19 protein-coding genes are annotated in these 21,550 nt (G+C 70.3%); 5 read left to right on the forward strand and 14 right to left on the reverse strand.

Annotation, left to right across the window (positions count from 1 at the left end; all coding sequences use genetic code 11):
* Positions 1-7 precede the first annotated feature (7 nt).
* Both mnmA and ABZ477_RS03050 read right to left on the reverse strand, forming a co-directional pair.
* Entirely contained in the window at positions 8-1,105 is a 1,098-nt protein-coding gene (mnmA, locus tag ABZ477_RS03045; RefSeq protein ID WP_360127624.1) for a tRNA 2-thiouridine(34) synthase MnmA, read from the reverse strand.
* A gap of 9 nt (positions 1,106-1,114) precedes the next feature.
* On the reverse strand, positions 1,115-2,305 hold the full coding sequence (locus ABZ477_RS03050; protein WP_360127627.1) for a cysteine desulfurase family protein: 1,191 nt from the start codon (positions 2,303-2,305) through the stop codon (positions 1,115-1,117).
* A gap of 59 nt (positions 2,306-2,364) precedes the next feature.
* Here ABZ477_RS03050 and glgX point away from each other — a divergent pair, with 59 nt between their 5' ends.
* The 3 genes from glgX to glgB all read left to right on the forward strand — a co-directional run bounded on the left by glgX (position 2,365) and on the right by glgB (position 8,777).
* Complete coding sequence (gene glgX / locus ABZ477_RS03055; protein WP_360127630.1) at positions 2,365-4,449, forward strand: glycogen debranching protein GlgX; 2,085 nt, start codon at positions 2,365-2,367, stop codon at positions 4,447-4,449.
* A 66-nt stretch (positions 4,450-4,515) separates the two neighbouring features.
* The gene (locus ABZ477_RS03060; protein WP_360127633.1) at positions 4,516-6,597 is read left to right on the forward strand and encodes an alpha-1,4-glucan--maltose-1-phosphate maltosyltransferase; all 2,082 of its coding nucleotides are present in this window, start codon (positions 4,516-4,518) and stop codon (positions 6,595-6,597) included.
* Entirely contained in the window at positions 6,597-8,777 is a 2,181-nt protein-coding gene (glgB, locus tag ABZ477_RS03065) for a 1,4-alpha-glucan branching protein GlgB (protein ID WP_360127636.1), read from the forward strand. The genes ABZ477_RS03060 and glgB overlap by 1 nt, the downstream gene beginning before the upstream one ends.
* Before the next feature lie 87 nt (positions 8,778-8,864).
* Here the strand turns inward: glgB and ABZ477_RS03070 are convergent, their stop codons facing one another.
* Together ABZ477_RS03070 and ABZ477_RS03075 are read right to left on the reverse strand one after the other, a co-directional pair.
* Positions 8,865-9,806: a tetratricopeptide repeat protein gene (locus ABZ477_RS03070; RefSeq protein WP_360127639.1), complete on the reverse strand. Its 942-nt coding sequence runs from the start codon at positions 9,804-9,806 to the stop codon at positions 8,865-8,867.
* A complete protein-coding gene (locus ABZ477_RS03075) occupies positions 9,803-11,623 on the reverse strand; it encodes a glycosyl transferase (protein WP_360127642.1) in 1,821 nt (606 codons plus the stop codon). The genes ABZ477_RS03070 and ABZ477_RS03075 overlap by 4 nt, the downstream gene beginning before the upstream one ends.
* A gap of 164 nt (positions 11,624-11,787) precedes the next feature.
* On the opposite strand from ABZ477_RS03075, the gene ABZ477_RS03080 reads away from it, so the two are divergent.
* Positions 11,788-12,840 (forward strand): AI-2E family transporter, encoded by a 1,053-nt coding sequence (locus ABZ477_RS03080; protein ID WP_360127644.1) that lies wholly within the window; start codon positions 11,788-11,790, stop codon positions 12,838-12,840.
* Positions 12,841-12,914: 74 nt separating this feature from the next.
* Here ABZ477_RS03080 and ABZ477_RS03085 read toward each other — a convergent pair whose 3' ends face one another.
* The 9 genes from ABZ477_RS03085 to rpsB all read right to left on the reverse strand — a co-directional run bounded on the left by ABZ477_RS03085 (position 12,915) and on the right by rpsB (position 19,766).
* On the reverse strand, positions 12,915-13,649 hold the full coding sequence (locus tag ABZ477_RS03085) for an alpha/beta fold hydrolase (protein WP_360127647.1): 735 nt from the start codon (positions 13,647-13,649) through the stop codon (positions 12,915-12,917).
* Positions 13,650-13,670: 21 nt separating this feature from the next.
* Positions 13,671-13,955, reverse strand: coding sequence for a hypothetical protein (locus ABZ477_RS03090; protein WP_360127650.1), 285 nt, complete (start codon positions 13,953-13,955; stop codon positions 13,671-13,673).
* A gap of 4 nt (positions 13,956-13,959) precedes the next feature.
* Entirely contained in the window at positions 13,960-14,673 is a 714-nt protein-coding gene (locus ABZ477_RS03095) for a lytic transglycosylase domain-containing protein (protein ID WP_360127653.1), read from the reverse strand.
* Positions 14,674-14,780: 107 nt separating this feature from the next.
* Positions 14,781-15,350, reverse strand: a complete 570-nt coding sequence (locus tag ABZ477_RS03100; protein ID WP_360127656.1) for a DivIVA domain-containing protein — start codon at positions 15,348-15,350, stop codon at positions 14,781-14,783.
* A 5-nt stretch (positions 15,351-15,355) separates the two neighbouring features.
* On the reverse strand, positions 15,356-16,402 hold the full coding sequence (locus ABZ477_RS03105) for a phosphatidate cytidylyltransferase (RefSeq protein ID WP_360127659.1): 1,047 nt from the start codon (positions 16,400-16,402) through the stop codon (positions 15,356-15,358).
* 8 nt (positions 16,403-16,410) lie between these two features.
* Positions 16,411-16,965, reverse strand: a complete 555-nt coding sequence (frr, locus tag ABZ477_RS03110) for a ribosome recycling factor (RefSeq protein WP_360127661.1) — start codon at positions 16,963-16,965, stop codon at positions 16,411-16,413.
* A 51-nt stretch (positions 16,966-17,016) separates the two neighbouring features.
* Positions 17,017-17,736, reverse strand: coding sequence for a UMP kinase (pyrH, locus tag ABZ477_RS03115; protein ID WP_360127664.1), 720 nt, complete (start codon positions 17,734-17,736; stop codon positions 17,017-17,019).
* Positions 17,737-17,899: 163 nt separating this feature from the next.
* Positions 17,900-18,727, reverse strand: a complete 828-nt coding sequence (tsf, locus tag ABZ477_RS03120; protein ID WP_360127667.1) for a translation elongation factor Ts — start codon at positions 18,725-18,727, stop codon at positions 17,900-17,902.
* A 130-nt stretch (positions 18,728-18,857) separates the two neighbouring features.
* Positions 18,858-19,766 (reverse strand): 30S ribosomal protein S2, encoded by a 909-nt coding sequence (gene rpsB / locus ABZ477_RS03125; protein WP_360127670.1) that lies wholly within the window; start codon positions 19,764-19,766, stop codon positions 18,858-18,860.
* Between the two features lie 318 nt (positions 19,767-20,084).
* On the opposite strand from rpsB, the gene ABZ477_RS03130 reads away from it, so the two are divergent.
* On the forward strand, positions 20,085-20,606 hold the full coding sequence (locus tag ABZ477_RS03130; protein WP_360127673.1) for a M23 family metallopeptidase: 522 nt from the start codon (positions 20,085-20,087) through the stop codon (positions 20,604-20,606).
* Positions 20,607-20,634: 28 nt separating this feature from the next.
* Here ABZ477_RS03130 and ABZ477_RS03135 read toward each other — a convergent pair whose 3' ends face one another.
* Positions 20,635-21,540 carry a tyrosine recombinase XerC gene (locus ABZ477_RS03135; protein WP_360127676.1) on the reverse strand — a complete coding sequence of 302 codons (906 nt, stop codon included), beginning with the start codon at positions 21,538-21,540 and terminating at the stop codon, positions 20,635-20,637.
* Between the last annotated feature and the right edge of the window lie 10 nt (positions 21,541-21,550).

Genomic DNA, 21,550 nt, shown 5'->3' on the forward strand with positions numbered 1-21,550 from the left:
CCGACGCTCAGACCCGCTCGGCGACCGCCGAGACCGTCCGATCGATCGTGAACTGCCCGATCACGCGCGTGCCGTCGTACAGCACGGCGGTCTGACCCGGCGCGACCCCGTCGAACGGAACCTCCGGCCGCACCGTGAGAACTCCGTCGACGAGTGAAGCCGCAGCCGGCACGGGGTCTGCGTGGGCCCGGATCTGCACGTCGCACGCGAACCGGGACGCCTCGGGGGCGCGCCCCGACCACGTGTACCGCTCCCCCGCGATCTCGGCCGTCGCCAGCGCCTCCTTCGGCCCGACCACGACGGTGTTCGACACGGGGCGCACCTCGAGCACGAAGCGCGGTTTACCGTCGGGCGCGGGCACGCCGAGGGAGAGTCCGCGGCGCTGCCCGACCGTGTAGGCGTGGGCGCCTTCGTGCGAGCCGACGACGGCTCCCGTCCGGTCGACGATGTCGCCGGTGGCCGTGCCCACCTTCTCGGCCAGCCATCCGCGCGTGTCGCCGTCCGGAATGAAGCAGATGTCGTGGCTGTCCGGCTTCTGCGCGACCGTGAGTCCGCGCTCCGCGGCCTCGGCGCGCACAAGTGCCTTGGACGGCGTCGACCCCAGCGGGAAGTACGTGTGTGCGAGCTGTTCGGCCGTGAGGACGCCGAGCACGTAGGACTGGTCCTTCGCGGCATCCGATGCTCGGTGCAGCTCCAGGCCGTCCTGGCCGTCGACGAGCGTCGCGTAGTGGCCCGTGCACACGGCGTCGAACCCGAGCTCGAGCGCGCGCTCCAGGAGGGCGGCGAACTTGATCTTCTCGTTGCACCGCATGCACGGATTGGGCGTGCGACCGGCCTGGTACTCGGCGATGAAGTCGTCGATCACGTCGTCGCGGAACCGCTCGGAGAAGTCCCACACATAGAACGGGATGCCGAGGCGGTCCGCGGCGCGGCGGGCGTCCATCGCATCCTCGATCGTGCAGCATCCGCGGCTGCCCGTGCGAAGCGTCCCACCGGCCCGCGAGAGCGCGAGGTGCACGCCGACGACATCGTGACCCGCCTCGACCGCTCGCGCCGCGGCCACGGCGGAGTCCACTCCACCGCTCATCGCCGCCAGGATCCGCATTGCTCCAGTCTACGAGCGGGCCGCTGAGCGAGTCCCGGATGCCGCAGCCCTCGCCCGCTCGACGGCTCCGGGCAGCGCCGCCAGCGCCGCATCGACATCGTCCTCGGTCGACGTGCGCCCCAGAGTGAACCGCAGCACCTGGCGGGCCTCGGCATCCGTCCTCCCCAGCGCGAGCACGACATGCGACGGCTCGGGGACGCCCGCCTGGCACGCCGACCCCGTCGAGACGGCGATCCCCGCCTGATCGAGCAGGAACAGCAGCGTCTCGCCGCTGGCCCCGGGGAAGAGGAGGTGCGCGTTGCCGGGCAGTCGGTCGGTCGGGCTGCCGAGCAGCTCGGCGTCCGGAACGGCCGACAGGATGCCGCGCGCCAGCCGGTCGCGCAGCTGGGAGAGCCGCCGGTCCTCCGCGTCGAGTTCGGCGATCGCCTGCTCGGCCGCCGTCGCGAACGCCGCGGCACCCGCGACGTCCTGCGTTCCGGCGCGGAGCCCGCGCTGCTGGCCGCCGCCGTGCAGGAGCGGCGCGAGACCCGCGTGGCGGGACACGACGAGCGCCCCCACGCCGACGGGCGCGCCGATCTTGTGCGCCGAGACGCTCAGTGCGACCAGGCCCGCCGGGCCGACGGCATCGGCCCGCCACCGCGCGAAGGAGACCGGGATGTGCCCGAACGCCGAGACGGCGTCGAGGTGCAGCGGGGTCCCCGCCTCGGCCGCCGCCCGCGCGAGCGACGCGGCGTCGTTGATCGTGCCGACCTCGTTGTTCGCGACGAGCGCCGTCGCGAGCGCCGCGCCGTCCAGCTGCGTGGCGAAGTCGGCGACGGGAACGGCCCCGACGGCGTCCAGGGCGACGGGACGCAGCTCCGCCCCCTCGCGCTGCACGAGCCAATCGACGGCGTCGAGGGTCGCGTGATGCTCGCCGTCCGGGAGCACGACCGCATCCGCAGCGGAGCGTCTGCCCCACCAGAGGCCCTTCACAGCGAGGTTGATCGACTCGGTTCCACCCGACGTCAGGACGACCTCGATGGGATCGCACCCGAGGGTCTGGGCGAGGCGCTCCCGCGCGTCCTCGAGGAGCCGGCGAGCCGTCTGACCCGGGCCGTGGATCGACGAGGCGTTGCCGAGAGACTCCGTCGCACGGATCCAGGAATCGCGTGCCTCGGGCCGCAGCGGCGTCGTCGCGGCGTGATCGAGATAGACGCTCATGCGCTCCACCCCGATTCCTGGTGACACCTGCGACTCTCGCGCTTATTACTGTAGATCGCATGTCCCCCACGGGCTCCCTCGCAAAAGCCGCCTCGATCGGCCTCCTCAGCCCTGCTCTCGACGACCTCGGCGTCACGCACACCCCCGACGGCGGGCGCGTGCGCGTCTGGTCGGGAACCGCCGACGCGGTCGAGCTCGTCATCTTCGACGGCAAGGATCTCGACTGGATCACCCGCGAGATCCCGCTCGAACCCGTCGGCGGCGGAGTGTGGGAGATCACGACGCCCCACCTGCGCGTGGGATCGCTGTACGCCGTCCGCGTCGACGGACCTCACGTGCCGGGGAACACCTTCAACCCGCGGACCCTCCTCATCGAGCCGTACGCGAAAGGTCTCGTGACGGGCGGGCTCGGCGACTGGCGCTCCGTCGCGGTCGATGAGTCCTTCGATTGGGGCGGCGTCGCCAAGCCCGCCGTGCCGCTGGACCGCACGATCATCTACGAGGGCCATCTCAAGGGCCTCTCGAAGCGGCATCCTGACGTCCCGCCGGCCCTTCACGGCACGTATGCCGGTCTCGGTCACCCCGCGATGATCGAGCACTTCCTGTCTCTGGGCGTCACGACGATCCAGCTGCTGCCGATCCACGCGTTCGCGTCGGAGCGCCGTCTGCTGCACCACGGCCTGGCGAACTACTGGGGCTACAACACCGTCAACTTCTTCTCGCCGCACTCGCCCTACGCGACCGTCGCCAGCCGCATCGAAGGCGCGTCCGCCGTGCTGCGCGAGGTCAAGCAGATGGTCAGGTCGCTCCACGAGGCGGGACTCGAGGTCGTCCTCGACGTCGTCTACAACCACACTTCCGAGGAGGAGATCGGCGGGCCCCGCACGAGCCTGCGCGGCATCGACAACCGCTCGTACTACCGCCAGCACGCCGACGGCGCGTACATCGACGTCACCGGCTGCGGCAATTCGCTGGACACGTCGACGGATGCCGCGGCCCGCCTCGTGCTGGATTCGCTGAGGTACTGGGCGAACGAGGTGCAGATCGACGGCTTCCGCTTCGACCTCGCGGCGACGCTGGGACGGGATGCCTCGCACGCGTTCACCCCGGACCATCCCCTGCTGCGCGCCATCGTGGACGATCCGCAGCTCGCGGGCGTCAAGAAGATCGCCGAGCCGTGGGATGTCGGAATGGGCGGGTGGCAGACGGGCAACTTCGGCGACGGCTGGCACGAGTGGAACGACCGCTACCGCGACCGGGTGCGCAACTTCTGGCTGAGCGACGTCGACTACGCGCGCCGCGCCTCGACGCCGCCCGTCGGCATCGGCGGGTTCGCGACGCGCCTCGCGGGCTCGTCGAACACCTTCAGCGCCGAGCGGGGACCGCTTGCGAGCATCAACTTCGTGACGGCGCACGACGGTTTCACGCTGCGCGACCTCGTCTCGTACGACGTCAAGCACAACCTCGGCAACGGCGAGCACAACCGGGACGGCAGCGACACGAACCGGTCGTACAACCACGGTGCCGAGGGACCCACCGATGACGAGCGGATCCTCGCGACGCGCCGCAAGGCGATGCGCAACCTCATGGGCACGCTCCTGCTGTCGGCCGGCATCCCGATGATCACGGCCGGTGACGAGTTCGGCCGCACGCAGCGCGGCAACAACAACGCGTACTGCCACGACTCCGTGCTCACCTGGCTGCCGTGGGAGCACGCGCAGTGGCAGCGCGACCTCTTCGCGCACGTGCGGAGGCTCATCGCGCTGCGGCAGGAGAACCCGGCGCTGCGGCCGAGCCGCTTCGCGCGGCTCGATCAGCACACGCCGTCGGCATCGGTCATGGACTGGTACGACGAGCACGGCGAGACGATGTCCGGCGAGCGGTGGACGAACCCGAGCCACCGCACGATCCAGTACGTCGCGACGTCGACCCCCGAACTCGAGCAGCACAATCGCACCCTGCTCATGGTGCACGGCATCGAGCGTCCCATCGCGGTCACGCTGCCGCAGATCGACGGCGTCGAGCGCTACGTCTCGCTGTGGTCGAGCGCTGACGAGACCCCCCGCCACGACGAGCGGGCATTCGCGCCGGGTGACGTCGTGCCGCTCGTGGGCACGTCGATGCATCTGTTCCGCGCCGAATGAGTCGCCGACTGTCAAGGGGCGCGCCGCCGCCTGTCGCCCTGGTCGGGGTCACGGTAGGTTCGGATCGTGGTCACGTCGAAGCGCGCTCCGCGTTCCCGTCCCTGGCGGAGCTCCTCCGCCCTTCCGCTCCGGCCAGCCAAGGCGTGGCAGAGCACTCGAGACACCGAGACGGGCCGCATAGCGCTCGCGCTGCCGTCTCCGACGACTCCCGGCGGCCGGTTCCGGCCCAAGGCGTTCTCCGGCGAGGTCGTGCCGTTCCGCACGACGGCCTTCCGCGAGGGGCATGACCGCATCGGAGTGCACGTCCGGCTCTACTCCCCCTCGGGCGATGAGTCGCTGCACCGGCTCTCCGCTCTGAACGACGGGTTCGACCGGTGGGCGACGCTCATCGCTCCCACCGAGCAGGGCGTGTGGAGATTCCGCTTCGAGGCGTTCGCCGACGACTTCGCGACCTGGGAGCACGCCGCCGACCTCAAGATCGCGGCGGGCGTGGACGCCGCCCTCATGCGCGAGATCGGCGCGCAGCTGTTCGACCGGGCCGTCGCCGAGAGGTCGCGTCCGGTCGCGCAGCGCCGCGTGCTGACGGATGCCGCCGCCCGCCTGCGCGACATCGGCGTCTCGGACGCCGATGCGCTCGAGATCGTGCGCGACCCCGCGATCGCCGAGTTCTTCGCCCAGCGACCGCTCGCCTCCCTCGTCACGATCGGGGAGCTGCAGGAGCTCCTCGTCGAGCGCGAGCGCGCAGGCGTCGGCGCGTGGTACGAGTTCTTCCCGCGCTCCGAGGGTGCGCGGAGGCTCAAGGACGGGACGGTCAAGAGCGGCACGTTCCGCACCGCCGCCAAGCGGCTGCCGGGCGTGGCCGCCATGGGGTTCGAGGTGCTCTACCTCCCGCCCATCCACCCGATCGGGCGCCTCAATCGCAAGGGACGCAACAACACCCTCGACGCGCAGCCCGGCGACCCCGGCTCGCCGTGGGCGATCGGCACGACCGAGGGCGGGCACGACACCGTCCACCCCGAGCTCGGCACCCTGGCCGACTTCCGCGCCTTCGTCCGGGCGGCAGGCGCCCTCGGCATCGAGGTCGCTCTCGACCTGGCTCTTCAGGCCGCACCCGACCACCCCTGGGTCGCCGAGCATCCGGAATGGTTCACGACGCTCCCGGACGGCTCGATCGCCTACGCCGAGAACCCGCCGAAGAAGTATCAGGACATCTACCCCGTCAACTTCGACAACGACCCCGAGGGGATCAAGGCCGAGGTGCTGCGGGTCGTCCGGCTGTGGATCTCGCAGGGCGTCAAGACCTTCCGGGTCGACAACCCGCACACCAAGCCCCTGCAGTTCTGGGAGTGGCTCATCGCGACAGTCAACGCGGAGGACCCCGACGTCGTCTTCCTCGCGGAGGCGTTCACGCGCCCCGCACCCATGCAGGCGCTTGCGATGGCCGGCTTCCAGCAGAGCTACTCGTACTTCACGTGGCGCAACACGAAGGCGGAGCTCGAGGAGTTCCTCGGCTGGATCGCGAACGACACCGCCGACTTCATGCGGCCGAATCTCTTCGTCAACACCCCCGACATCCTCACCGAGTACCTCCAGTTCGGCGGACGTCCGGGCTACAAGGTCCGCGCCGCGATCGCCGCCACGGCGTCTCCGCTGTACGGCGTGTACGCGGGCTACGAGCTCTACGAGAACGTCGCGCGCCCGGGGTCGGAAGAGAACATCGACAACGAGAAGTTCGAGTACAAGTTCCGCGACTGGGGCGGCGCCGTCGACCGCGGCGAGTCGCTGGCGCCCTACCTCACGCGCCTCAACGAGATCCGCCGCGAGCATCCCGCCCTGCGCCAGCGGCGCAACTTCAGCGCGCACTGGAGCGATGACGACGCGATCCTCGTCTACTCGAAGCACCTCGCCGCCGACGTGTCCCCCACGGGCCGCAGCGACACCATCATCGTCGTCGCGAACGTCGACCCGCACTCCGTCCGCCAGACCATGGTCCACCTCGACACGCGCATCTGGGGCGTCCGACCCGGCGACGCGTTCGAGGTCGAGGACCTCGTCACGGGCGACCACTGGACCTGGTCGGATCACAACTTCGTCCGGCTCGACGCCTTCCATGAGCCGGTCCACATCCTCCACGTGAAGGAGTCCTGATGACGCCCCTCGACGATCAGCTGCTCGACACCGTCGCGGCCGGCGCCTACCACGACCCGCACTCGGTCCTCGGCATCCACCAGGGGACGGATGCCCGCGGAGACGCCGAGTGGACGGTCAGAGCCCGCCGCCCGCTCGCCAAGAGCGTCACGGCCGTCTTCGCAGACGGCACCGAAGTGCCGCTCGAGCACGTGCGCAGCGGCATCTGGGAGGGCTCGCGCGCGGGCGACGCGGGTCGATACCACCTCGTGACGACGTACGAGCACGGCTCGGACTTCATCGCCGACGATCCCTACCGGCATCCGCCCGTTCTGGGCGAGCTCGACCTGCACCTCATCCGCGAGGGCCGGCACGAGCAGCTGTGGCAGGCGCTGGGCGCACACGTGCGCGAGCACGACGGCGCGTGGGGCACCTCGTTCGCCGTGTGGGCCCCCAACGCCCGCGCCGTCCGCGTCGTGGGCGATTTCAACACCTGGGACGGCCGCGGCCACTCGATGCGCTCGATGGGCGGGAGCGGTGTCTGGGAGCTGTTCATCCCCGCGCTCGGACCCGGCGCGAACTACAAGTACGAGCTCCTCACGCGCCACGGGAACTGGGTCACGAAGGCCGACCCCCTCGCCCAGTTCGCCGAGGTGCCGCCGGCGACAGCATCCGTCGTCGTCCAGTCGCAGTACGACTGGAAAGACGGGGAGTGGCTGGCCCGTCGAGCCAAGTCGCAGCCCGTCTCGAGCCCCGTGTCGATCTACGAGCTGCACTTCGGATCGTGGCGACCGGGGCTGTCGTACCGCGACGCCGCGGACCAGCTCATCGAGTACGTCACAGCACAGGGCTTCACCCATGTCGAGTTCATGCCGCTCGCCGAGCACCCGTTCGGCGGGTCGTGGGGCTACCAGGTCACGGGGTACTTCGCGCCGACGAGCCGCTTCGGGCATCCCGACGACCTGCGCTATCTCATCGACCGGCTCCACCAGGCCGACATCGGCGTCATCATGGACTGGGTCCCCGGGCACTTCCCCAAGGACGCGTTCGCACTCGCCCGATTCGACGGCGAGGCCCTGTACGAGCATCCCGATCCCCGCCGCGGCGAGCACAAGGACTGGGGCACGTACATCTTCGACTACGGCCGTCGCGAGGTGCGCAACTTCCTCGTGGCCAACGCCCTGTACTGGTTCGAGGAGTTCCACGTCGACGGACTGCGCGTCGACGCCGTCGCCTCGATGCTGTATCTGGACTACTCGCGCGAGGAGGGCGAGTGGACGCCGAACGTCCACGGCGGCCGCGAGAACCTCGAGGCGATCTCGTTCCTGCAGGAGGTCAATGCGACCGCCTACAAGCGGTACCCGGGCATCGCGATGATCGCGGAGGAGTCTACGAGCTTCCCCGGCGTCACGGCCCCGACGAGCGGAGCGGGCCTCGGGTTCGGCTTCAAGTGGAACATGGGCTGGATGAACGACTCGCTCCAGTACATCAAGCGCGACCCGATGTACCGGTCGCACCACGAGGGCGAGCTGTCGTTCTCGTTCGTCTACGCCTTCAGCGAGAACTACATCCTGCCCATCAGCCACGACGAGGTCGTGCACGGCAAGGGCAGCCTCTTCGCGCGGATGCCCGGCGACCACTGGCAGAAGCTCGCCAACATGCGGGCGTTCCTCGCCTATATGTGGGGGCACCCGGGCAAGCAGCTGCTGTTCATGGGCCAGGAGTTCGGGCAGATGTCCGAGTGGTCCGAGGGCCGGGGTCTGGACTGGTGGATGCTGGACCAGCCGTCGCACGCGCAGCTCCAGTCCTTCGTGGGCGTCCTGAACCGGACTTACCGGGCCCACTCGGCGCTGTGGGCGCGGGACTCCGACGGCGCCGCGTTCTCACGACTGGGCGCGCCGAGCTGGAACCCCAACGTCATCGCGTTCTCGCGCCGGGACTGGCACGGCAATACCGTCGTCGTCGTCGCGAACTTCTCGGGAGTGCCGGTCTACGACTACGAGCTCGACATGCCCGAGAGCGGCGTGTGGAACGAGGTGCTCAACACCGACGCGCAGGACTACGGCGGCTCCGGCGTCGGCAACATGGGGGTCGTGAACGCGAACGACGAGAAGCGCGCCCGCATGGTGCTGCCGCCTCTGGGCGTGCTGTGGCTGCAGCACGGCACGGAGGCGCACATCCCCTCACCTACTCGGGGCTGATTGACGGCGTGGAGGTCTCTGAGCGGCCTCCACGCCGGACCCCGCTGGCCGGGTCGCTGCGCGGCGGGCCCGGATAGCCGAGTCGGGTCAGAACAGGAGCGAGGCGAGACGTCCTCGCGCGCGCAGGACGCGCGGGTCCTCGTCCCCGACGACGCCGAAGAGCTCGAGGAGTCGCTCGCGCACGGGGCCGCGCTCGTCGGCGGGAAGCGCTGCGAAGAGGTCGAGGAGCCGGCCGAAGGCGTCTTCGACGTGGCCGCCGGCCAGGTCGAGGTCGGCTACGAGGAGCTGCGGGGCGATGCCGGTGGGTGCCGCAGCGGCGGCGGCACGCGCGGCCTGGAGGTCGGCATCCTGGATGCGGTCGAGGAGACGGACCTGACCGAGGCCGGCCTTCGCCTCGGCGTCGCGCGGATTCTCGACGAGCGCCTGCTCGTACGCGGCGATCGCCCGGGGGTAGTCGCCCGCCTCGATCGCTTCGTACGCCTCGGCGTGCAGGGGCGGCAGCGCCGGCTCGGCGGGCGCTTCGTCCTGCTCGCCGTCGGCGGGCTGCACCTCGAGGCGGCCGCTCACGCCGTTCTGCGCCGCGAGCTGGAGCAGCTGCGCGAAGACCTCGCGCACCTGCTGCTCGGGGACGGCGCCGGTGAACAGCGGGACCGGCTGGCCGCCCACGAGCGCGACGACCATCGGGATCGACTGGGCCCGGAACGCCTGCGACAGCTGCGGGTTGGCGTCGACGTCGACGCGGGCGAGAACCAGGCGGCCGTCGAGCTCTGCGACGACCTTCTCGAGGATCGGGGTGAGCTGCTTGCACGGCCCGCACCACTCGGCCCACAGGTCCACGACGACGGGCACCGTGCGCGAGAGCTCGAGCGCCTGGCCGAAGGTCTCGTCGGTGACGTCCATGAAGAGCGTGGACACCGCGCCCACGGGGACCGGGTCCTGGGCGGGGGCGGCGGGCGTCGTAGGACGGTTGCGCAGCGCAGAGAGGTCGACAGCGCCGCGGAGGACGGCGCCGGGTGCCGGATCGGTCACTTGATGACTTTCGCGTCGAGGATGTCGGAGGCGTAGCCCAGCAGCCGGATCTTCTCCGTCGAGCCCTGACTGGGCACGTAGAAGAAGAGCTGATCGCTGTACGTCGTCGTGAACCCCTTCGCGGACTCCTCGACGCCTGTCAGCGACTTGGTGGCCAGGTTGTTCGGGACCTTGATGACCGCTTCCGGGTCGGTCGACGTGGCGGTGTCGGTCTCGGTGAGGCTCACGGCGACGATCGCGCCGCTCTCCAGCGTAGCGAGCGCGAGCGGGTCGGAGGCGCCCGGCGCGGAATCGAACGTGAGGCTTCCCGTCTTCGCGCCCGTCGAGTTGAAGTCCTCGAGACGCGCCTGGCGATCGGCCGCGACACCGGTGCGGAACTCGTCGCCCTGCGCCTCGAAGAGGTCGTAGAACTCGCTGTCCTCGCCCTTGTTGAGGATGTCGGCGTAGGCCGCCGCGAGGTCCTCCGGCGGGAGCACGAGGAACGGCGAGTCCGGCTGCACGCCGGGCGCGCCGATGTAGGCGGGCGCGAGGTCCGGCAGGTCGGTCTCGGCCTCGAGGCTCGACATGTACGAGAGCTTGTAGTCCGACCACTGGTCCTGCTGCGTCATCATCATGATGCTGGCCGTCTTGTTCGCCTCGTCGGCGACGACGGCGAGGACCGTGCGGGGCCATCCGTCGATCGCCTGCGGCAGCAGGGGGAACACAGGCTTGGTCGGGATCGCCGCGGGCGCGTCGTACTCGGGGACGAGGTCGCGCAGCTTGTAGTTCGTCTTGCGCTCCTCCAGGACGGTTCCCGACAGACGGGATGCCGCGAGCTTGGTGGAGAGCTTCTCGTCGGCCTTGGCGACCGTGGAGGCGATGCGGGCGAGGATGCGGGTGGCCTGCGCCTCGGTGACGGCGGGTGCCTGCTGACCCTCCGGGACGACGACGGTCTCGGTGGGGGTCGGAGTCGGCGAGCCGGCGAGGTCGGGCCAGGCGTCGGCGCTGCAGCCCGTGAACAGGAGCGCCGAGACGGCGACGGCGGGCACGAGCACGAACGACCGCCTGCCGCCGGAAAGAGCGCGGCGGGTGGGCGCGCCGGAGCTGATGACGCCCTTGGACGCGCCGTCGACCGCGAGATCGATCGGCTCGGTGACGGGGAGCGGAAGGCCCTTGCGCCGGGGCCCGCGCGAACGGCGGACATGGCGGATGCCGAGGATGTAGAGCACGATGCCCGCGGCCATGAGGATGCCGCCGCCCACGATGAGGGGCCCGGCCCACGGCGTCGAGCTCGTCAGGCGCCACGACACCGAGACGTCGTCCGGCGCCGCGGCGGTGCCGTCGGTCGCCAGGATCAGGCTCATCGTCTCGGGGAGCTCTTCGCGGACGATGAGGAGGTCGTCCTGCGAATACTCGTCGAGCCACAGGTCGGAGCCGGCCGGGTCGCGCCCTTCGGGAGCCGCTTCGTCGCCCTCCGCCGCGGCGTCGGCCTCGGCATCCGCTTCCTCGTCCGCGGGAGCCTCGACGAGCGCGGTCTCGATGCCACCGTCGGAGTCGACGGACACCTCGTTGTACGTCGCGTCGGAGAGCCACGCCTCGAGGTCGGCGGTGCGCCCGTAGGCGGCGAACACCGTGCCGTCGGCCGCCGCGCGGATCGTCTGCGTGCCGGGCATCGAATTGAGCACAGCGCCGTCGATGAGCGTGTAGGGCGCCTCCTGCTCGACCGAGATCTCGGCCGTCTGAGCGGTCGGTCCCTGGAAGACCGTACGCTGGGCGATCCCCGCCCCGATCATCACGGCCGCGAGCACGAATGCCGCGACGGCCCACACGAAACGCACGAGATGAACACCTTCCTGAGGTCCGCTCAAGGGCACGCGGACCGACTACTCGACGTTTCAGACTAGCGAAGACCACCTGAAAGGGGCCCGGGAGGGGTCATTGCCGGGCCTGGACGCCTCCTCTGCGTATCCTGACGGAACACAACACGCGCCAGGGAGGCCCCGTGAAGGTACACAACCCGTTCCGCGTCGCGTTCGTCGCCACGCTGGGCGTGGGACTGGGTCTCCTGCTGATCACGAGCATCCAGACCCTGTCGACGATCCTGCTCTACGTCGGCACGGCGCTGTTCCTGTCGCTGGGCCTGGATCCCATCGTGGCCTGGCTCGAGAGGCGCCGGCTCCCCCGGTGGCTGGCCGTGCTCATCACGCTCCTGACGGTCCTGCTCGCCTTCGCCGGCATCGTCGTCATGGTGCTCCCGATCATCATCGATCAGGTGACGCAGCTCGTCACGGAGGTCACGAAGCTGCTGAGCCGTCCCGAGTTCTTCGACGACATGCGCGAGTGGATCAGCGGCATCTTCCCCAACCTCGATCTCGAGGCCGTCTTCGAGCAGGTGCAGCAGTGGGCGATCGACAACGTCGGCGCGATCACCGGCGGCGTCATCGGCGCCGGCATCGCGTTCGTCTCGGGCCTTACGGGCGCCTTCATCATCCTGATCCTGACGATCTACTTCACGGCCGCGACGCCGGCCCTGAAGCGCTCCGTCTACCAGCTCGTGCCGGCGTCCAAGCGCCCGCGATTCGTCGACCTGAGCGAGCAGATCACCGACTCCGTCGGGTACTACGTCATCGGGCAGCTGAGCCTCGGCGTGATCAACGGCATCCTGAGCGCGATCTTCCTCTCGATCATCGGCGCCCCCTTCCCCGCGGTCCTCGCCGTCATCGCGTTCTTCTTCTCGATCATCCCGCTCGTCGGAACGCTCACCGGCTCGACGATCATCGTCCTCCTGTGCCTCGTCCCCGGGCTCGGCGGCTCGACACAGACGGCGATCATCGCGGCGATCTACTACCTCATCTACATGCAGATCGAGGCGTACGTGATCTCACCGCGCATCATGAACCGCGCCGTCTCGGTGCCCGGCGCCGTCGTCGTCATCGCAGCCCTCGCGGGTGGTTCGCTGCTCGGGCTGCTGGGCGCGCTCATCGCGATCCCCGTGGCGGCCAGCATCCTAATCATCTACCGGCAGGTCGTGATCCCGCGGCAGAACGAGCGCTGACGCGGCGCGGGTCGATGCTGCGAATCGGCCTCGACGCGGGCCGGGTCGCGGTTGAGCGAGCGAGACGAGACCACTCAGCCCGCGGGCTGGACGGCGCCTGTGCCGTGCCATTCCTCGGGCAGCGGCAGGGCGTCGGGGTTGACGGCCGCGACGACCTCGGTCAGGACGCGGCGCGTCTGCGCCTCGCCGACCCACAGGTGCTTGCCGCCCTCGACCGGGACGAGCACGGCGTGCGGGATCGGCGCGAAACGATCCGCCGCCTCGTCGGGCCGGAGGTAGTCGTCGAACTCCGGGACGAGGACGATGACGCGGCGCGGATCGCCCGACCACGCCGCGACGTCCTCGTCCGTCGCACGATGCAGCGGAGGTGAGAGCAGGATGGCGCCCTCGACGCTGTGATCGCGCCCGTACTTGAGGGCAAGCTCCGTGCCGAACGACCAGCCCAGCAGCCACGGCCGCGGCAGGCCGCGCTCGCGGACGAAGTCCATCGCCGCGGCGACGTCGAAGGCCTCGGCGCGACCGCCGTCGAACGAGCCCTCGCTCGTCCCGCGCGGCGAGGTCGTGCCGCGCGTGTTGAAGCGGAGCACCGCGAGGTCGGCGAGCGCGGGAAGCCGTGCGGCGGCCTTGCGGAGGATGTGCGAGTCCATGAACCCGCCGGCCGTGGGAAGCGGATGCAGCGTCACGAGCGTCGCGACGGGCTCCGTGTGCAGCGGCTGGGCGAGTTCGCCCACGAGCGTCAGCCCGTCGAGCGTCTCGAGCTCCACGTCCTCCCGGCGCGCGGGCAGCATGAGCGGTCCACGGATCTCCATGTCAGCTCCTGCTCCGATCCATCAGCTGATCCTCCAGCAATGCGAATGCCAATGCCTGCGCGCAGCGAGGTCCGCCCGCTCGCCGAGCACGCCGTCGGCCCGCCAGGCGACGAGGTGGGCGACGCCCGGCTCGATCTGCCGACCGCAGCCCGGGCAGACGTACGCCTTCTGCGCCTGCGCGGCGCTCACCGGCTGGACGATCCACTCGGTGCCCCGACGGGTCTCGCTGCGCTTCCATCCTGCCAGCATCCGCTCGAAGGAGTCGTCCCCGCCGGACTCGGGCCGCCGTCGATTCGACCGCGGCATGGCGTCAGTACCAGCCGGTGCTCTGCGAGTGGCCCCAGGCCCCGCACGGGGTGCCGTAGCGGCCGCCGATGTAGCCCAGACCCCACGAGATCTGGGTCGCGGGATTCGTCTCCCAGTCGGCTCCGGCCGAGCCCATCTTGCTGCCGGGGAGAGCCTGCGGGATGCCGTACGCACCGCTGCCCGCGTTGTAGGCGTTGACCCGCCAGCCGGACTCCTTGTTCCACAGCGCGACGAGGCATGCGAACTGGTCGTCGCCCCAGCCGCGGGCGATGACCATCTGGTACGCGATCGCCTGCGCCGATCCGGGGTCCGGGGTCACGAACGGCGGAGTCCACACGGCGCCGCCGCCCGATGACGACGAGGCCACCGCGACGGGGGTCGGCGTGGGGGTGGGCTTCGGCGTCTTGTAGACGGTGTACCCGCCGCGGTCGAAGCTCGCGGCATCCGTCTCGTCGTCGACCGCGGCCAGCTCGAAGGACTGGATGTCGCCGAGGCCCGTCGCGTAGAGCGTGATGGGCGCCGCCTCGTCCGCCTTCGCCTCCGACAGCGCCGAGCCCATCGGGCCGATGTAGGCGGCCGCGAACCCCACGACGGCCAGCCCCGCGAAGACGCCCAGGACGCCACGACGGCGTGACCAGCGCGGCTGCGCGGCACGGGCGGCGGCTCTGGATGCTGCGCCGCCTCGTGCGGCGGCAGCGGCCGATTCGTGACGACGCATCCGTCGGGATGTTGCGGGAATCATCTCGTTGCCGGAAGTCACAGTCCCCCGAGTCTAGCCGCCCGCCTGTGGGCGTGCCATTCGGCGGTCGCGGCCCCGCAACGGGGTCAGGACACGGCGAGCATGACCTCGACGACGGCGTCGAGGACGGCATCCACCTGCGTCTCGGAGTAGCCGCCGCGCTGCATCCGGAACGCCACGGATCGGACCTGCTCGACCGTGACGGGCTCGCCCGCCTCGAGATACCCGGCGATCTTGTCGGACACGAGGTCGACCTCGTCGACACGGTAGCCGTAGCGGAGGACGCTCACCCGGTCGAAGCGGTGGCCGCGCGGACGCGACAGCCGGTCGAGTACGACCTGCGCCGTCTCCTTCGAGCGCCCGACCCATTCCCGCGCGCCGGCGCGAGAGACGACGGACTGCCGCTCGCGGGCCGCGAAGGCGTCCTCGATTCGGCCGAGGGCCGCATCGACAGACGCGATGGCGTACCCGTTCCTGACGAGCGGGAAGGCGACCTGGCGGATGTCGAGCGCGGTCAGAGACTCGTCGGCGGGGCGTTCGAACGAATCCTTCGCACGCGCGAGGAAGTCGTCGACGGTGCGCTTTTCGTAGCCCTTCGTACGGCGAGGGGCGTCGGGGAAGGGCGCGGGGGACTCAGGTGTGGCGGGGGATGTCATCGGGTTCAGGCGACCAGGGGGGTGAAGAGGTAGTACAGGGCGAGGGTCGCGATGATCGAGAGCAGGATCGAGTCGAGCCGGTCGAGCACGCCGCCGTGCCCGGGGAGCCACGAGCTCATGTCCTTGATGCCGAGATCGCGCTTGATCATCGACTCGGCGAGATCGCCGACCGTCGCGGTGATGAGGATCACGATGCCGAAGACGAGGCCGGCCCACCAGGGCAGGCCCATCGTGAACAGGCCCAGGAGGAGTCCTGCGACCAGCGCCGCAGCCGCCGCGCCGGCGAAGCCCTCCCACGTCTTCTTGGGGCTGATGCGGGGAGCCATCGGGTGCTTGCCGAAGGCGAGCCCCGACGCATACGCCCCCGTGTCTGCGGCGACCGCCGTGACGATGAAGGACAGCACCCACCACTCGCCGCCCTCCTGCCGGAGCAGGACGACGCACAGCGCCGCCAGGAACGGCACGTAGAGCTGCATGAACCCGGCGACGAGCACGTCGCTGAGCACCGCCCCGTACGTCCGGCCGTCGCGGGCGGCCATCTGGGCGATGAGACGCCACACGATGACGAGGGCGACCGCCGCGAACGTCATGACCCACAGGAACCACGAGTCCAGGAAGAAGCCTGCAAGAACGAGCAGCACGCCCGCGCCGATCTGCGGGACGAGGTCGACCTTCCGCCCCGCGACCGTGAGCGCCCGACCGAACTCGAACAGACCGAGCACCGCCGCCGCGAGGGCGAAGAGGACGAAGATCCACTTGACGAAGATGAGCGAGGCTATCAGCGCCGCACCGAGCGTCAGCCCGATGAGGGTCGCGACGATGAGGTCGCGGCCGGTCCGCTGCTTGATGCGCTCGTTGGCCTGGTCGAACTCGGCCCGGGCGTGGGCGATCTGGCTCTCGAACTCGCTGCGCGCGGCGCGCACCTGCGACTGGAGCGCCGGCCCGGTGTCCGGCGTCTCGTCGCGGCGGGCGCGTGCGGCATCGCGTCTGCTCTGCGGCGCGCCGGGCTCACCCGGCGACGAGCCGGGCACGTCACCGGATGCGTCGGACATGGGCTTGATCAGACCTCGAGGAGTTCGGCCTCTTTGCGCTTGAGCGCCTCGTCGATGGCGTCGACGCGCGAGCGCGTGATGGCGTCGAGCTCCTTCTCGGCGCGGGCGAGCTCGTCGTCGCCGACCTCGCCCTTCAGCGCGTCGATGTCGTCCTTGGCCTTGCGACGGATGCCGCGCACGTGGACTTTCGCGTCCTCGCCCTTGCTGCGCGTGAGCTTGACGTATTCCTTGCGGCGCTCCTCGGTCAGCTCAGGCATCGTGACGCGGACGAGGTTGCCGTCGTTGGTCGGGTTGACGCCGAGGTTCGGGATGTCGCGGATCGCCTGCTCGATCGCCTTCAGCGCCGACTTGTCGTACGGCGTGACGAGGAGCGTGCGCGCCTCCGGGTTGTTGATCGAGGCGAGCTGCGCGAGGGGGGTCGGGCTGCCGTAGTAGTCGACGAGGACCTTCTGGAAGAGCTGCGGGTTCGCGCGGCCCGTCCGTACGGTTGCGAAGTCATCCTTCGCGGCCTCCACTGCGCGGTCCATGCGCGCTGCGGCATCGGACAGAACGTCGGCGATCACTGTGTCTCCCATCGTGGATCGAAGAGCACCAGTCTAGTCGGCGACACCCGCTCAGACCGTGACGAGCGTGCCGATCCTTTCGCCCAGAAGCGCCCGGGTGACGTTGCCCGCGGGCTCCATCCCGAAGACCCGCATGTCGATGCGGTTGTCCATGCAGAGGCTGAACGCCGTCGAGTCGACGACCTTGAGTCCGCGCAGCAGGGCGTCGGAGTACGTGAGCTCGTCGATACGGGTGGCCGAGGGGTCGAGGCGCGGGTCGGCGGTGTACACGCCGTCGACGCCGTTCTTGGCGACGAGGATCTCATCGCACTTGGTCTCCAGCGCACGCTGCGCCGCGACGGTGTCGGTCGAGAAGTACGGCAGGCCGGCGCCGGCGCCGAAGATGACGACGCGGCCCTTCTCCATGTGACGCTCTGCGCGGCGCGGGATGTAGGGCTCGGCGACCTGGGTCATGGAGATGGCCGACTGCACGCGCGTGGCCGCGCCGGCCTGCTCGAGGAAGTCCTGGAGGGCGAGGGCGTTCATGACGGTGCCGAGCATGCCCATGTAGTCCGCGCGCCCGCGGTCCATGCCGCGCTGGCTGAGCTCGGCGCCGCGGAAGAAGTTCCCGCCGCCGACGACGACGGCGACCTCGACCCGGTCGACGGCCTCGGCGATCTCACGCGCCATCTGGCTCACCACGTCGGGATTGACTCCGAGCTGCCCTCCCCCGAATGCTTCACCGGAGAGCTTGAGGAGGACGCGGCGGCGTCCGGTCGCTTCGTCGATCAAAGTGGGATCCTCTCGTCGCGATTGCAGACTATAGGTTCGGGTCGGGCATGCGCCGCCGAAGACGGGGTCCGGACCCCTCCGATGGAATCCGCCACCGGTGGGCGGCGGTCCGAACTCATGGAAAAGGCCCGCATCGGCAATCGATGCGGGCCTTCCCGGTGAACTACGCGCCGACCTTGAAGCGGGCGAAGTCGGTGAGCGTGAGACCGGCGTCCTTCGCGACCTGCGCGACGGACAGCTTGTTGTCCTTCGCGTAGTCCTGGTCGAGCAGGGCGACCTGCTTGAAGAAGGCGTTGACGCGGCCCTCGACGATCTTCGGGAGCGCGGCCTCGGGCTTGCCCTCGTTGCGCGAGATCTCGGTGACGATCTGACGCTCCTTCTCGACGTCCTCCGCCGGCACGTCCTCACGCGTGAGGTACGAGGGGTTGGCGAACGAGATGTGCTGCGCGAGGCTGCGCGCCGTCTCGGCGTCGTCGCCCGAGTAGGCCAGCACGACGCCGACCTGGGGCGGGAGGTCCTTGCTGGTCTTGTGCAGGTAGATCTCGAACTTGTCGCCCGAGAGCGTGCGCACGCGACGCAGCTCGACCTTCTCGCCGATGATGGCGGCCTCGTCCGAGATGAGCTCGGCGACCGTCTGCGTGCCGGCGGGCGCCGCGAGGGCGGCCTCAGCCGAGTCGGCCGACACGGCGGCCGCGGCCTCGAGGACCTTGTCGGCCAGCGCGATGAAGCGGTCGTTCTTCGCGACGAAGTCCGTCTCGGTGTTCAGCTCGAGGATCGTGACCTTGCCGTCGCGCTCGGTGGCGGCGATGAGGCCCTCGCTCGTGGAGCGGTCGGCACGCTTGGCGTTGCCCTTCGCGCCCTTGAGGCGGAGGATCTCGACGGCCTTCTCGAGGTCGCCGTCGGCCTCCTCGAGAGCCTTCTTGGTGTCGACCATGCCGGTGCCCAGCTGCTCGCGCAGGGCCTTGATGTCGGCGATCGTGAAGTTTGCCATGGGTGGCGGCTCCTTGCTTGTGAGAGTTCTCGTGGATGCCTCGGCGGGATCGACGCGTGCCGGGCGGGCATGCTCGACCCCGCCGGGACGGAATCCTGCAGGACGAACCTGCGTGCGGGTGAAGCGGGGGTTACGCCTGTGCGGCGTCGTCCGCGACCTCGGCTGCGGCCTCTTCGGCGGCCGGCGCGGCCTCGACGGCCTCTTCCGCGACCGGTGCGACCTCGACGGCCTCTTCGGCGACGGGCTCAGCGGCGGCGGTCTCGGCCTCCGCGGGCGCACCCTGCTCGAGCAGCTCGCGCTCCCACTCGGCCAGCGGCTCGGCGTCCTCGGCCTCGTCGGCGGCCGGCTGGTGACGCTGGATCAGGCCCTCGGCCGCGGCGTCGGCGATGATGCGCGTGAGCAGGCTCACCGAACGGATCGCGTCGTCGTTGCCGGGGATCGGGTACTGGAACTCGTCCGGGTCGGCGTTCGTGTCGAGGATGCCGATGACGGGGATGCCGAGCTTCTTGGCCTCGTCGATCGCGAGGTGCTCGCGCTTGGCGTCGATGACCCAGATCGCCGACGGCGTCTTCTGGAGGTTGCGGATGCCGCCGAGCGACTTGTGGAGCTTGTCGAGCTCGCGACGCTTGAGGAGGAGCTCCTTCTTGGTGAAGCCGCTCGCAGCCGGGTCGTCGAAGTTGAGCTCCTCGAGCTCCTTCATGCGCGCGAGGCGCTTGGAGACCGTCGAGAAGTTCGTGAGGAGACCACCGAGCCAGCGCTGGTTGACGTAGGGCTGGCCGACGCGCGTCGCCTGCTCGGCGAGCACTTCCTGGGCCTGCTTCTTCGTGCCGACGAAGAGGATCGTGCCGCCGTGGGCGACCGTCTCCTTGACGAACTCGTACGCCTTGTCGATGTAGGTCAGCGACTGCTGGAGGTCGATGATGTGGATGCCCGAGCGCTCCGTGAGGATGAAGCGCTTGACTTTCGGGTTCCAGCGGCGGGTCTGGTGCCCGAAGTGGACGCCGCTGTCGAGCAGCTGGCGAATCGTGACGACGGCCATGGCCGTTCTCCTGTTCTGGCGCTCGCGCGCCATGTTGCGGTTGTTCGCGCCGGTCCGGACGGCCGGCGAGCCTGGTGCCCGGCACACGCCCGCCCGCTGAGTTCTCAGTGGGACCGTTGGGAGTGGATGCCGCGCGACACACCCTTCGACAGGCTCAGGGATTCGTCGCGCTCTGGGCACGCGGAGTCACCCCGACGAGCGGGGTGCCGTACCAGTGTATCAGTCACGCCTCCTCCCCAATGCGGCAGGCGCCCGTCGGAATGCACGGTTCCTGCGCCGTCGGCGATCAGCGGTGCGGGCGGAGGAAAGGATGGCGGGATGCCGAACCTCAGCGCAGCGGCGATGGCGGTGCTGATGATCATCGCGCCGCTCCCAGCCGACGCGGCGCTCCCGCGCGCCCTCGATGCCTCCTCGATCGGCGTCGGCGCGGCCGCCCGGGAATGGATCTGGCCCGTGGCCGCCTTCCGGCTGGAGCGCGGCTACGCCGCGCCGGCGCACCGCTATGGGCCGGGGCACCGCGGTGTGGACGTGCGACCGCTCGACGACGCGGCCGTGCGAGCGCCGGCGGACGGCGTCGTGGCGTTCTTGGGCATGGTGGCGGGCCGAGGCATCCTCACGATCGACCATGGAGACGGATTCGTGACGACCTTCGAGCCGATCGACTCGGCGCTCGAGGAGGGCACCGCCGTGACGCAGGGCGAGCGGGTCGGGGCGGTGTCGCGCGGCGGGCACACGGCGCCGGGGGCACTGCACTTCGGCGTGCGGTATCTCGGCGAGTACGTCAACCCGATGCTGCTCCTGGGCGGGGTGCCGCGAGCGGTGCTCCTGCCCTGCTGCTGACGCCGTCCGGCTCGTGCCCTCGGCGGCGTCAGGCGCGCGGATGCGCGAGCCGATACGTCGCGGTGAGCCGCTCGCTCGAGACGTGCGTGTAGATCTGGGTCGTGCCGAGGCTCGCATGCCCGAGGAGCTCCTGTACCGTGCGCAGATCCGCGCCGCCGTCGAGAAGGTGAGTCGCAGCGGAGTGCCTCAGTGCGTGCGGGCCGACGGTCGCTCGGGCGACGGGACCCAGGGTCCGGGCGACGATGTCGTAGGCCGCCCGAGGGCCGAGCCGGCGTCCCCGGGCCCCGAGCAGGACGGCGTGCTCCCCCGCGCCGTCGTCGCGTCGTGCGAGCAGCGCGGGTCGTCCCCGCACGAGGTACGCGTCGAGGGCACGGGCCGCCGCGCCGCCGAAGGGGACGACCCGCTCCTTGGATCCCTTGCCCAGGACCCGCACGGTGCGCCGCTCGCGGTCGACGTCGTCGAGGTCGAGGCCGCAGAGCTCCGAGACGCGCACCCCCGTGCCATAGAGCAGCTCGAGCACGGCGTGATCGCGCAGCGCGACGGGATCGCCGTCGCGGGCGCGCGTCTCGAGCTCGTCCAGGAGACCGGCGAGCGCATCGGCGGGTGCGACCGCGGGAAGAGATCGCCCCCGCTTGGGAGCGACGAGCCGGAGGCTGGGGTCCGTCGCGATTCCGCCGTTCTCCACGGCCCACGCGAAGAAGCCGCGAGCCGCCGCCGTCCGCCGGGCGATCGTGGACTTCGCGTCGCCGCGCTTGGTGGCCATCCACAGCCACTCGCGCAGGCGCTCGAGGTCGATCTCGGCGACAGGCACTCGTCCGACCGACGACTCGAGGTCGGCGAGATCGGATCGGTACGCACGCACCGTGGCAGGCGCGAGCCGTCGCACGTCGGCCAGGTGGACCGCATAGCGGTCCGCGGCCTCGTCGATCCTCATCCCCCAAGGA

It is taken from the genome of Microbacterium sp. NPDC019599 (assembly GCF_040632175.1).
GTDB lineage: Bacteria > Actinomycetota > Actinomycetes > Actinomycetales > Microbacteriaceae > Microbacterium.

Coding starts and splice junctions, on each gene's coding strand:
- mnmA (WP_360127624.1), bottom strand. CDS start 1,105: ATGCGGATCCTGGCGGCGATGAGCGGTGGAGTGGACTCCGCCGTGGCC.
- ABZ477_RS03050 (WP_360127627.1), bottom strand. CDS start 2,305: ATGAGCGTCTATCTCGATCACGCCGCGACGACGCCGCTGCGGCCCGAG.
- glgX (WP_360127630.1), top strand. CDS start 2,365: ATGTCCCCCACGGGCTCCCTCGCAAAAGCCGCCTCGATCGGCCTCCTC.
- glgB (WP_360127636.1), top strand. CDS start 6,597: ATGACGCCCCTCGACGATCAGCTGCTCGACACCGTCGCGGCCGGCGCC.
- ABZ477_RS03085 (WP_360127647.1), bottom strand. CDS start 13,649: ATGGAGATCCGTGGACCGCTCATGCTGCCCGCGCGCCGGGAGGACGTG.
- ABZ477_RS03090 (WP_360127650.1), bottom strand. CDS start 13,955: ATGCCGCGGTCGAATCGACGGCGGCCCGAGTCCGGCGGGGACGACTCC.
- ABZ477_RS03095 (WP_360127653.1), bottom strand. CDS start 14,673: ATGCGTCGTCACGAATCGGCCGCTGCCGCCGCACGAGGCGGCGCAGCA.
- ABZ477_RS03100 (WP_360127656.1), bottom strand. CDS start 15,350: ATGACATCCCCCGCCACACCTGAGTCCCCCGCGCCCTTCCCCGACGCC.
- ABZ477_RS03105 (WP_360127659.1), bottom strand. CDS start 16,402: ATGTCCGACGCATCCGGTGACGTGCCCGGCTCGTCGCCGGGTGAGCCC.
- tsf (WP_360127667.1), bottom strand. CDS start 18,727: ATGGCAAACTTCACGATCGCCGACATCAAGGCCCTGCGCGAGCAGCTG.
- rpsB (WP_360127670.1), bottom strand. CDS start 19,766: ATGGCCGTCGTCACGATTCGCCAGCTGCTCGACAGCGGCGTCCACTTC.
- ABZ477_RS03130 (WP_360127673.1), top strand. CDS start 20,085: ATGCCGAACCTCAGCGCAGCGGCGATGGCGGTGCTGATGATCATCGCG.
- ABZ477_RS03135 (WP_360127676.1), bottom strand. CDS start 21,540: ATGAGGATCGACGAGGCCGCGGACCGCTATGCGGTCCACCTGGCCGAC.